General features: G+C 36.5%; 9 protein-coding genes. 8 read left to right on the top strand and 1 reads right to left on the bottom strand.

From position 1 onward, the window contains the following. Positions 1-54: 54 nt before the first annotated feature. The 8 genes from FFM71_RS00940 (at position 55) to FFM71_RS00975 (ending at position 11,337) form a co-directional block, all read left to right on the top strand. Complete coding sequence (locus FFM71_RS00940; protein ID WP_137610301.1) at positions 55-426, top strand: nuclear transport factor 2 family protein; 372 nt, start codon at positions 55-57, stop codon at positions 424-426. 19 nt (positions 427-445) lie between these two features. Then, positions 446-946 (top strand): GNAT family N-acetyltransferase, encoded by a 501-nt coding sequence (locus tag FFM71_RS00945; RefSeq protein ID WP_137610302.1) that lies wholly within the window; start codon positions 446-448, stop codon positions 944-946. 819 nt (positions 947-1,765) lie between these two features. Further along, a complete protein-coding gene (locus FFM71_RS00950) occupies positions 1,766-4,294 on the top strand; it encodes a M1 family metallopeptidase (RefSeq protein WP_137610303.1) in 2,529 nt (842 codons plus the stop codon). A 463-nt stretch (positions 4,295-4,757) separates the two neighbouring features. Continuing rightward, positions 4,758-6,971, top strand: a complete 2,214-nt coding sequence (locus FFM71_RS00955) for a hypothetical protein (RefSeq protein WP_137610304.1) — start codon at positions 4,758-4,760, stop codon at positions 6,969-6,971. Between the two features lie 873 nt (positions 6,972-7,844). Further along, the gene (locus tag FFM71_RS00960; RefSeq protein WP_137610305.1) at positions 7,845-8,585 is read left to right on the top strand and encodes a metal ABC transporter ATP-binding protein; all 741 of its coding nucleotides are present in this window, start codon (positions 7,845-7,847) and stop codon (positions 8,583-8,585) included. Next, positions 8,585-9,436 carry a metal ABC transporter permease gene (locus FFM71_RS00965; RefSeq protein WP_137610306.1) on the top strand — a complete coding sequence of 284 codons (852 nt, stop codon included), beginning with the start codon at positions 8,585-8,587 and terminating at the stop codon, positions 9,434-9,436. The genes FFM71_RS00960 and FFM71_RS00965 overlap by 1 nt, the downstream gene beginning before the upstream one ends. Beyond that, a complete protein-coding gene (locus FFM71_RS00970; protein ID WP_137610307.1) occupies positions 9,433-10,368 on the top strand; it encodes a metal ABC transporter solute-binding protein, Zn/Mn family in 936 nt (311 codons plus the stop codon). The genes FFM71_RS00965 and FFM71_RS00970 overlap by 4 nt, the downstream gene beginning before the upstream one ends. 171 nt (positions 10,369-10,539) lie before the next feature. Then, entirely contained in the window at positions 10,540-11,337 is a 798-nt protein-coding gene (locus FFM71_RS00975; RefSeq protein ID WP_137610308.1) for a hypothetical protein, read from the top strand. Positions 11,338-11,492: 155 nt separating this feature from the next. Here FFM71_RS00975 and FFM71_RS00980 read toward each other — a convergent pair whose 3' ends face one another. Further along, complete coding sequence (locus tag FFM71_RS00980) at positions 11,493-12,191, bottom strand: Bax inhibitor-1/YccA family protein (protein ID WP_137610309.1); 699 nt, start codon at positions 12,189-12,191, stop codon at positions 11,493-11,495. Positions 12,192-12,221 lie beyond the last annotated feature (30 nt).

A 12,221-nucleotide genomic window follows, 5' to 3' on the forward strand; every position in this document is an offset into this window, starting at 1 on the left:
ACGATCAGCACGGTATTATGATTCTTGTAAATTAAATCAGAAGGCGTGAAAAAGATGACTGACAAAGAAGAAATTATGCAATTATATCGTGATGAAAATAAGGCTATGGTTGAAAAGAACCTTTCTAAATTGGACACTATTTTAGCATCATCAATGAAATTGACTCATATGACAGGTTATGTTCAACCAAAATTGGAGTGGATCGATCAGATTCAAAATGATGAGATGCAGTACTTGTCTTCTAAAGAAGATGCTATCAAAAATGTTGAAATTAAAGGTGATAAGGCAAGTCTGATTGGACAAAATCAAGTCCAAGCTAAAATATGGGGCGGAGGTATCAATACCTGGCCGCTACAAATGAAGATGTATTTTACTAAACAAAACGGGCAATGGATTATTTCTAATCAAGTTGCTAGCACTTACTAAAAATCATGGAGTTTTTAAAATGGAAATAACACATGTAATAATGGACGATTTACCTGATATTTTACGAATTGAACGCTTAGGTTTTACACCAGAAGAAGCGGGAACTGAGGAACAATATCGTGACCGCATAAACAAGTTGGCCGACACATTTTTAGTTGCCAAAATAGACAATAAAGTAGCAGGATTCGTTGTTGGGCCGGCTACCAAAGAACCATATGTTGAAGATTGGATGTATGAACAAACGCCGACAAATCTTAAAACAGGTGGGCATCAAATTATCTTTACAATTGCAGTTGATCCGAAATATCGCGGACGTAGTATAGGAAGTAAATTGTTAGATGCAGTGGTGGAAAATGCTTGTCAGGCTAAAAGAGAGAGTATTTCTTTAACTAGTTTGGATAAAAATGTACCATTTTATGAGAAAAATGGTTTTGAAAATAAGGGTGTGGCTGAATCAGAACATGCTGACGAAATTTGGTATAATTTGGTTAAAGAGTTGGACACGATTTGTGATGTTTAATGAAAATGTTGAGATAAAATATAATTTTTTTGCTTAACCTAAATAAGAGTGATAACCAAGAAACAGGGTTGTCACTCTTATTTAGGTTAGTGTTCGAAAGTGGATAATAATTTGTTCGACTCTGTTTAGGAATCTTATTGAAACGCCTATTTCACGATAATAACCAATCTCAATATATTTTACGGAAAGTCCATTTTCTTCAATTACAATTGAAGAAAACTAAAAATCATCAATTTCATCAATTATAATTGAAGTTTTAAAGGTGAAAAAGTGATATAAATATTGCTGTTACAGTCCTAAATTCAATTTATTTACCAATTTAGTTAAATGGCAAGAGATCACAGTCGGACATTCTTATTATAAAAAAACTAGTTGGAAGAGCTGAAAGTATTCATTTGCAGCGAAAGTGGCGTTATTGCTTCAGCAATTACACCACCGGGCGTGTTGAAGACTCGCGGATTTTGCGAGGCTCCAACCGAGATCCGAGACCGTCTTTTGGCTCGGATCGTACCGCGCAGCATATGAATACTTTCAGCTCTGGAAACGGCATAATGCATCAAACTTTCAACCTTTAGAATTATAATTGAAATTCATATTGAACTAGAAATCATTTAACTTGGGACATAAGTTTATTTTTGCTAAGCTATCTAGGTATTGATAACTTGTAGTAATAGTTAAATATGCCGTCTGCGGAGCCAAAAATTGTTGGCACCAGAGGCGACATATTAAATTACTATTCTTTTTATATTGAAACTAATATATATTAAAGATTATAATAAATTAGAAGTATATTAAAGAACGATTAAAAAAGGGGAACTTATGACTGAAATAACACGCTTTTATGACAAATTTCAACCTAGTCGCTATGATGTCTTTATTGATATCAACCGTGGCACAAAACAAATTTCTGGTAAGACTGTCATTGATGGTGAAGCTACAGTACCATCTATCGCAATTAATCAAAAATATTTGAATGTTGAAACTGTCCAAGCAGATGGCAAAGATGTTCCATTTACAACTGATGATGAAAATGATGCTTTAAACATTGATTTGCCACAAGCTGGTACAACAACTTTGACAATCACTTATAATGCTAAATTGACTGACTCCATGATGGGGATTTATCCTTCATACTACGAAGTTAATGGTGAGAAGAAACAAATTATTGGTACCCAATTTGAAACAACATTTGCTCGCCAAGCTTTCCCATGTATCGATGAACCTGAGGCCAAAGCTAAGTTTGATATGGCAATCAAGTATGATGAACAACCTGGCGAAACAATTCTGGCCAATATGCCTGAAATTAGAACGGAAAATGGGATTCACTACTTTGATACAACTGTTAAGATGTCAACTTACTTAATCGCTTTTGCCTTCGGCGATTTGCAAAGTAAAGTTGTGACAACTAAGAGTGGGGTTGAGGTCGGCGTCTTTGCTACTAAAGCTCACAAGGCTAAAGAATTAGATTTCGCGGTTGATATTGCCAAACGTGCTATCGAATTCTACGAAGATTTCTATCAAACTCCATATCCACTTCCACATTCATGGCAATTGGCTTTGCCTGATTTCTCTGCCGGTGCGATGGAGAACTGGGGTCTTGTAACATATCGTGAAGCTTACTTAATGGTTGATTCTGACAATACTTCACTTGATACCAAACAACTTGTTGCCACTGTCATTACACACGAATTAGCTCACCAATGGTTTGGTGATCTTGTAACTATGAAGTGGTGGGATGACTTATGGTTGAACGAAAGTTTTGCCAACATGATGGAATACGTTTCAGTTGATGCTATCGAACCTGATTGGCATGTCTGGGAAATGTTCCAAACATCTGATGTCCCGGCTGCTTTGCAACGTGATGCGACAGATGGTGTTCAATCAGTCCATGTTCAAGTTAATAATCCGGCTGAAATCGACGCCTTGTTTGATTCAGCTATCGTTTATGCTAAAGGTGCCAGAATGCTTGTTATGGTCCGGGCATTGTTAGGTGACGATAATTTACGTGCCGGTTTGAAGAAATACTTTGAAGCACATAGTTACGGCAATGCCAAAGGTGATGATCTTTGGAATGCTTTAGGTGATGCCTCTGGAATTGATGTCGGTTCAATCATGCACTCATGGCTTGAACAACCAGGTTATCCAGTTGTTTCAGCAAGTGTTATTGATGGCAAGATTACATTGTCACAGCAACAATTCTTTATCGGAGAAGGTAAGGATGAAGCTCGTCTATGGCAAATTCCTTTGAACAGTAACTACGGTGCTGCTCCTAAGATTATGGCTGATAAAACTGTTGTCGTTGGTGACTATGAAGATTTACACAAGGATGCTAATGAGCCATTCCGCTTGAATGTTGGTAATAATTCACACTTTATTGTTAAGTATGACGAAACATTGTTGAAAGATATTTTGGATAATATTGATTCAATCGACAATATTTCTCAATTAGGTATCCTACAAGACTTGCGTCTATTGGCTGATGCTCGTGAAATTTCATACGCTTCAATCGTGCCATTGCTAAGTAAGTTTTCTGAAAATCCTTCAACTGTTGTTAATGCAGCGTTGTATCGTGTTGCTAACAACTTGAAGAAATTTGTTAAACCAGGTTTCACTGAAGAAAAGAATCTACAAGCGTTATTTGACAAATTGAGTGCTAAACAAGTTGCTCGTTTAGGCTGGGAACCAAAAGCCGGCGAATCAAATGACGATCAATTGACACGTCCATATGTTTTGAACGCTGCCTTGTACGCTGAAAACAAAGGCGCTATTGCTAAGGCTCATGAAATTTTTACTGAGAATAAAGATAATTTGATTGGCCTATCAGCTGATATTCGTCTCTTTGTTTTGAGAAATGAAGTTAAGAACTACGGTTCTGCGGAATTATTCGATAACTTATTGAACGACTATGTTAAAACTGCTGATCCGAGTTACAAAGAGGATCTTTCAGTTGCTATCACAAGTACACCTGATGCCGCATTGATCCACAAGTTAATTACGAAATTTGAGGATGCCGATACTATTAAGCCACAAGATTTACGTTCATGGTATCGTGGTACTTTGGCCAATAAAGAAGCTCAACAAGATGCTTGGGACTGGATCAGAAATGACTGGCCATGGTTGGAAAAGACAGTTGGTGGCGATATGGAATTCTCAACATATATCACTGTTACATCGATGATTTTCCATACTCCAGAACGTTTGGCTGAATTTAAAAAGTTCTTTGAACCAAAAGTTAATACACCTGGATTGACTCGTGAAATTCAAATGGATATCAAGATTGTTGAAACTAACGTTAACTTGATTGAAGATGAAAAGGATGCTGTTAATAAGGCAATTTCTGAAAACTAAAAAGTTTGTAGTTAAGCATGCCGTTTCCAGAGTTGAGAGTATTCAATTGCTGTGCGGAACGGCCCAAGCCTGGGAAGCGGTCTCGAATCTTAGGTCGTGTAATTGCTGAAGCAATAACGCCACTTTCGCTGCAAATGAATACTCTCAGCTCTTCCAACTAGTTTATTTTTTTAATAGCGGAACAGTGAAATAAAGACTTCTGCTTGTTTAAATAAATTAGCCTAAGCCTGTAATAATAGTTAGATTAATTTCTCACCTTTCGATCTTCAACTGAGAATAATTCAAAAAAAAGAAAATCCATCAACTAGAGATGGGTTTTCTTTTTTTTGAATTATTTTCATGAAAATTATAAGCCAGAAGATGTATTTTAAAAATGATGTGTATATAATATATAAGGATTTATGAGGAAAATAAATTAAATATTTATGAAATTGAGGGATTACAAATAAAAAAGTTAAATATTGTGGGGTTGATTTGTGTCGCCTTTTTTATAAGTATTTTGAGTATTTCAAATAGTTCAACGGTTGTTAAAGCGGCAGATAGTACATCTGCTTTAGCGGAACAAAATGCAGGATTGTCAACAGCCCCAGATAATTTGGGATTGGATAGCACCTTATTTACTAAAGGAGATTTTAGTGGTTATACAAACGCTAACAATATGGCAGCACTGATGAGCGCAACTGGTTCACCATATGGTGATTTGCGGGCTATTAGAATGACATATAATACTGGTCAAGCAGCTGCCATTTGGTCGAATGTTGATGGTGGTAACTATATTGATATTACTAAGAAACAAACATTGTCAATGTGGCTTTACTTTGGCCCCAAATCACATTCGGCTGCGGGTGACTTTGGTGATGGAATGGCTTTTGTTCTCCAAAATTCCAGTGACGGTGTTAAGGCATTCTCGCATAAAGGAACAGTATTGGGAGCAGGTGAAACCCTTGGTGTTTGGGGACTAGATAATGATAAAACTGTTTCTGATACACAAACAATTGCAGATACAGCGATTGATAGAAGTTGGGCCTTGGAATTTGATACAAACACTAATAATTCAGGTGCCTTAGGTGGTGCCGATGGTTTCGATATGGGAATTTCTGGACAGCATATTGCGTACGGGTATCCACATGACAAAGCAACCTATAATCGAGCTGGTAGTGCACCAGTAACTGGATTTTTTGGAACCACTACTGGGGGATATTACTATACTCAGAATCACTTAGGAACAGTACCAGTGACACTTCACGATGGGCAATGGCATCACTTGACGGTGAAGTGGGATCCAATAAGTTTTCAAGCAACCTATTCTTTCAATGATAAGAATCCTGATGGATCAAAAGGAACTAACCCAATCAAAGTTACGACGGCGGCTATAGATCCTAAGGAGTTTGGAGTTGTTCCCAATAACCATTTGCGCTGGGGATTTACAGCGACAACTGGTCAGAATTATCAAGCCAATCTAATTGCTTTCGAATCAATTCCTTCTTCTGTTGAAGGTGATGCTACAGCAACAATTACCGATAAATCACAAAATAAAGATGTGACTAGTGGTGGGACAGTTAATTCAAATGACAATTTAGCAATAAATTATAATCTGACTTATGACAGTGGCCGTGATGATTGGGAAAATATTGTAGCTGATTTGAACTTGCCTGGAAATGTAACTTATACACCAGATGCAAGTGGTAATATTGGAACCGTTACCTATAGTGATGGATCCGTAGAACAAATTCCTGCAAACTATCTTAGTGGAACAACGATTAGTAAGTATCCATTAAGTAAAAGCTTAAGTAGTTCAGGTGAAACATCGGCGGTTGTCTCCATATATGGGGTGGCAAATTCCGTTGATGCCGATACAACTGTTGCTAGCACACGCTCTACAATTGACAGTGATACCTTGATTAAGGATGTTGATTCGCCCTCATTTATTATTAAGAAGAGTAAACCAATCAATTTAAGTTTGGATCAAAGTACTATATCAGTTGGTCCTAATAAAGATGCTAATATTACGGGAACTGTATCTTATACAGATGGAACGACTGTAACTAATCCGGATGTTTCAGTTTATGCCAAATTAAAGGGTACTGGAACCGATCCGGATACTGATTTAACAACGACTACTTTGAGTAGTACTGATGGTGCGGGGAAACTTAATTTCAATGTTCCCGCAGACAAATTGACTGAACAATCTAATACTTTGGAAGTTTATGTCATGGATAAAGATGGAAATCGTTCAAGTACATCAACAGTTATAATCACGAAAACTGGTTCACTTTCATTAACAGTTAATAATAGTTATGAATTTAAGACTGTGAATCAGTTGCCAGCATCACGCCTGATTTCTCGCGAAGGGAATTGGGATATTACAGTAAATGATGGCCGTGAAGTCAGCGCGGATAATACTTGGAAATTGTCAGCCTCAACAGACGGTCTGTATAACGGAAGCACACCATTTAATGGAGATATGGTATACCTTAGTTCCGGAGGTGTTGAAAACCAATTGACCAATAATGAAGTTAATATTGCTAATGGTGTGAAAACACAAGTTGGTGAACAAGATACTGATGTTTCTAAGAGCTGGACTAGCACTAGTGGTATTTTCTTAAGAAGTAAAAAATTGAATCAAGCTGGGAAATACAATGGCGTAGTTGATTGGACATTGGCTGACACACTATAATTTGGTTAAAGTTAGCCGTCTCCAGGACTGAGAATATTCACCTGCTATGCGGACCGATCCGAGCCTGATAAGCGGTCTCGAATCTCGGTTTGAAGACTTTCCATAGACCGGAAAGTCTTCAAACACGCCCGGTGGTGTAAGAACGGCAAAAAGCGCCGTTCTAACGCCACACCCACAGCAGGTAAATATTCTCATTCCTTCCGACTAGTTTGTCAGTTTTATGAGACAGAATAATTTCTAATGGATAAATTACATAAAAATGAGTTGTATCACACATAAAGAATCAAACAATTAGGTGTGATACAACTCATTTTTGCTAGTTTTAATATTTAATGATTGACATAAATGCTTTTAAAATAATCATTGAGATACTTCTATAATCAAATTTAAGAAAGAACCCTATTAAGGCTTTGCCATTTTTATTTCGATTAATGATGTATTTGAGGGATGCTAAAATTAATTAAACAGTACTATGATTATTATTTTGCATGTGTTGTGCTAGTTAATAATTTTTTGAAGATTAATTTAATAGATTTCTAGGAATAAAGGAAAGATTATAATTAAATGTCGCTTGAAGAGGATAATATAGACTTTTTACTAAAAATCAATTAGTCGGAAGAGCTGAGAAATATTTGTGGGCAGTGGAAGTGGTGTTAGAACTTTAGCTCTTACACCACCGGTCCGCACAGCCAGTGAATATTTCTCAGCTCTGGAGACGGCAAATAAAATAAACTCAACGAATCAAAAATAATAATTATTAATATAAGTACAAAATTAAATTTAAGTTTACCTAACTTTTTAATTGAAACGTCATGAAGTGTATGATACTCTAACAATAGAACGGAGAAATCCGTTAAAGAATGGAGGCTCTTTATGCTAAATGTTAAGAACCTCACTGTCGCTTACGATGACACACCAGTATTTTCTGATGTTGCCGTTAATTTTAACGCTGGTAAGATCACTGGAATCATTGGACCGAATGGTGCAGGTAAATCAACGCTGATTAAAGCTATTTTAAATTTGATCAAGGTACGCCAAGGAACTGTTGACTATGATGGACAGTCAATGAAATCAGTTCAAAAAAAAGTTGCCTATGTTGAGCAACGAAAGGATTTAGATTTAACTTTTCCAATCGATGTTTTTGATTTAGTTCTAACTGGAACTTATGGAAAATTAGGCTTGTTTAAGAGTCCAGGTAAGGCTGAGAGGCAAGCTAGTTTAGATGCTTTAGAACAGGTCTCATTGACCGAATTTGCTAAACGTCAAATTGGAAATCTTTCAGGAGGACAACTACAACGTGTTTTCGTGGCTCGTGCAATTGTTCAAAGGGCTGAAATCATCATTTTAGATGAGCCATTCGTGGGAATTGATTTGCAGAGTGAAACTGCAATTATGAAAATCCTTAAGCAATGGCGCGATGAGAACAAAACGATTATTGTTATTCATCATGATTTGAACAAAGTTACCAAATACTTTGATGATTTAGTTATTTTGAATCATGGTATCGTCGATTTTGGACCAGCTCGGGAAGTTTACAACCCTAAGAATATTGAAAGTGCCTTTAGTGCAGATCTTTCTTCGGTATTGTTTCAGGAAAAGGAAGGTGTGCAGTGATGACATCGATTATTGAATTTATTCATGCATTAGGAAAGTATGATTTCTTGCAAAGTGCTTTATTAACAGCAGTTATGGTCGGAATTATGTCCGGAATCATTGGTAGTTTTATCATCTTGCGAGGGATGTCTTTGATGGGGGATGCCATTTCTCATGCCGTCTTACCCGGAGTGGCCGTGGCCTACATGTTAGGAATCAATATTTTGATTGGTGCCTCAGTCTTTGGTGTCTTGGCTGCATTACTGATTGGGTTTGTAGCTTCACATAGTAAAATTAAAACTGATACCTCGATCGGTGTCGTTTTCAGTGCCTTTTATGCGTTGGGCTTCATTTTGATATCCATGGCTGAAAGTTCAACTAATTTACATCACATTCTGTTTGGAAATATTCTGGCAGTTAGTGATTCGGATATCATGACAACAGCAATTGTTCTCGGAATTGTGATTCTTTTCGTCGTAACTTTTTATAAGGAGCTATTAGTAACCTCATTTGATGAAACTTATGCCAAAACTTATGGTTTGAATGTTCAAGTGATTCACTATGCATTGATGTTGATTTTGACACTGGTGACTGTTTCAGCGTTACAAACAGTCGGAATTATCTTGGTGGTCGCCATGTTGATCACACCGGCAGCTACGGCGTTCCTATGGACTGATAAATTGGGTATCATGCTTGTACTATCGGCTGTTGTTGGCGTTGCATCATCAATGACAGGTCTGTATTTTAGTTACACATTCAACTGGGCCTCTGGTCCGGCAATCGTAATTGTCGCCGCATTATTATTTGCAATTTCATTTGTAGCATCACCAAAACAAAACTTCTTTAAGTTGAAAAGGAGTGTGGCCCGATGAAACGATTTTTTATAACGCTTGTCGGTGTTGTTGCAATGATCAGTGGGGTATATTTTTTCCTACATCACCGTGATAACGGTGCCAATTCAGTCGCTGATAATGAAAAAATACAAGTTGTTACGACTAATTCAATTTTGGAAGATATGGTTCATAATGTTGGAAAAGATCGAATTGAGCTTTACAGTATTGTTAAACGTGGGACTGATCCGCATGAGTATGAACCTCAACCAAGTGATGTTTCTGCGGCCACTGACGCCGATGTGATTTTTCATAATGGTTTGAATTTAGAAACGGGCGGCAATGGTTGGTTCACTAAGTTGGTTGAAACTTCGCATAAGAAGTTTGGTCGGGAAGTCTTCTCAGCTAGTGAGGATGTGGAAGCTAAGCATCTAACGACAAATAAAGATGAAGAAGATCCGCATGCTTGGTTGGATCTAGACAATGGAATCAAGTATGTCCGCACGATTACTAACGTTCTGAAGCAAAAAGATCCTAAGAATGCTAAATTTTATGAGGATAATGCTGATGAATATATTGCTAAATTAGAAAAATTACATCAACAGGCACAATCGAAGTATTTGGAAATCCCAGAAAAGCAGCGTTTATTGGTGACATCTGAAGGAGCTTTCAAGTATTTCTCTGAAGCCTACCACGTCACACCAGCATATATTTGGGAGATCAATACAGAAGCTCAAGGAACCCCCGAGCAGATGAAATCTGTATTGAGCAAAATTAATAATTCGGATGTAAAACATTTGTTTGTTGAATCGTCTGTTTCACCGAAATCTATGGATAAGGTTGCCAAGGAATCAGGCTTAGAGATTTATTCAAAAATCTTTACGGATTCATTAGCCAAAAAGGGAACCTCAGGAGATACGTATTATTCAATGATGAAGTGGAATATAGATCATATTTATAATGGATTGAAATAAAAAATTTCAACTCACGAAAAAACCGGAAGCATAGCAATTGAGGACTGATAGTTTCCGAATTCTCTCGTGAGCAGGTAATACTACTACCTTATTGCGTGTAGTGCAAGAATTTGGATTTTAGTATAATCATATATAAAAAGCTTTCATTTTTATTAAAGGAGAATAATTTGAATGGGGAAGTTGTACAAGATAAAGCATGGATCTAAAGTTGATGACTTTGAAGCAATGATACAAGCAATAGAATCTGAGGATACAGTTATATTTGAAAGTGGAGAATACTTCATTCCAGATAGCATGCAGTTTGAATTTGGTATTAACGTGGGATTTAAAGGAGAAACCGATAATCCCAAAGATGTTAGGTTAAATGCCAAATTTTTGATAAATGAGGATGCTAAATTTTATATGGAGAATATGACGATTGTTACGCCTAATGAAGATGCAGGGCTAACTTTAAAGAAGAAAGCAACATGCTTTTTTAAGAATTGTGTTTTTGAATCCGAAACTGAACGTCCAATATTTCATGCTTTAGGAGCAGATGTATATTTACAAAAATGCGTAATCAGAAATAATTCAAATCATAAAGGTACTTTATATGCTGAAAACAGTGCGACCATAACATCAGTTCAAACGTCCATAGATATGGCAGTTATAACTGATAGAAGCCAATTGAATCTCAACCAATCTTTAATAATAACGAGTTTAATTGTTAAAGAAGCCAGTTGTTTTGCAGAAGATTATACTGTCTTGCTCAATTATGATCCAGATACCTATGGAATCGTTTCAGAAGATATATCTTTGGTTGAATTTAAAAAAATTATTTGTCCTGAAGAGAATCTAAGAATTGTTGTAAAAGAGGGTGCATTAAAAATAGATGAATTGGAATTTACGAATGATAATAAGATATCCATGGAGATTGATACTAGATCCATTGTAGTTATTGAGGATAGATTGATTACTCCAGAAAAATAAAAAAAGTTTGATATAAAGTCATTATGGCCTTGGCTTGCGACAAAACATAACTTTTTTCTTTAAATAAATAGACGTAATAATTCCCAATTTGGGATTATTACGTCTATTTGTTTTAATGCACAAAAGTGGAACATGTTTCGTTCCGCTCCTTACTACTAGTTATTATTACCAAAAATTTGAATGATACTCATGAACAAGTTAACGAAATCAAGAACCAAGTTAATTGAAGCAACTAAGGCGATAGCACCTAAGCTCTCTGCGTCAGAGTAATTTTGGTAAATACGTTTGATATTTTGTGAATCGAAAGCGATGTAGAATAGGAATAAAATAATAACAGCGGCACTGACAATCATCATCATTGTTGAACTGTGGAAAATTAAAACATTTAGTAATTCCACTACAATAACGGCAATTAGGGCTGTGAATAAAGTTCTACTCCATGATGTTAAATCTTTCTTAGTAACGAAACCAATAACGGCTGAAACAACGAAGGCACCAGCTGTAACTGACAATGTTTGGACGATACTTCTTGCTGAATATAGGTAGAAGACTGGTACACCAATAACTGATAAGGTAACTATAAATCCAACGTAACTCAAGAATGTTAAGAAATACGACCTCGTGGCCAAGCGACTACATAAACTGATGAAACCAATTGGAATACCGATCATTAAAATCATGGAAATGATACGATGTTGTGCCATTCCTTGAAAAATCGCCATTGAAAGAGCTTTGCTATTAGCGATTACTTGTGCACTAATGGTCCATAGGGCGATACCCAATCCCGTGTAGAGATAAACTAGGGATGTGAATCTTGCTAGACCAGAAGTTCTTACTTTATCTACAGATTGCATAGAATTCCTCCTCAACTATTATAGTAATAA

The organism is Companilactobacillus huachuanensis (genome assembly GCF_005404815.1).
Taxonomy (GTDB): domain Bacteria; phylum Bacillota; class Bacilli; order Lactobacillales; family Lactobacillaceae; genus Companilactobacillus; species Companilactobacillus huachuanensis.

Excerpts from the sequence above, each read along its gene's own strand:
- FFM71_RS00975 (WP_137610308.1), top strand. The coding sequence starts at position 10,540 with ATGGGGAAGTTGTACAAGATAAAGCATGGATCTAAAGTTGATGACTTT.
- FFM71_RS00965 (WP_137610306.1), top strand. The coding sequence starts at position 8,585 with ATGACATCGATTATTGAATTTATTCATGCATTAGGAAAGTATGATTTC.
- FFM71_RS00960 (WP_137610305.1), top strand. The coding sequence starts at position 7,845 with ATGCTAAATGTTAAGAACCTCACTGTCGCTTACGATGACACACCAGTA.
- FFM71_RS00970 (WP_137610307.1), top strand. The coding sequence starts at position 9,433 with ATGAAACGATTTTTTATAACGCTTGTCGGTGTTGTTGCAATGATCAGT.
- FFM71_RS00945 (WP_137610302.1), top strand. The coding sequence starts at position 446 with ATGGAAATAACACATGTAATAATGGACGATTTACCTGATATTTTACGA.
- FFM71_RS00950 (WP_137610303.1), top strand. The coding sequence starts at position 1,766 with ATGACTGAAATAACACGCTTTTATGACAAATTTCAACCTAGTCGCTAT.
- FFM71_RS00940 (WP_137610301.1), top strand. The coding sequence starts at position 55 with ATGACTGACAAAGAAGAAATTATGCAATTATATCGTGATGAAAATAAG.
- FFM71_RS00980 (WP_137610309.1), bottom strand. The coding sequence starts at position 12,191 with ATGCAATCTGTAGATAAAGTAAGAACTTCTGGTCTAGCAAGATTCACA.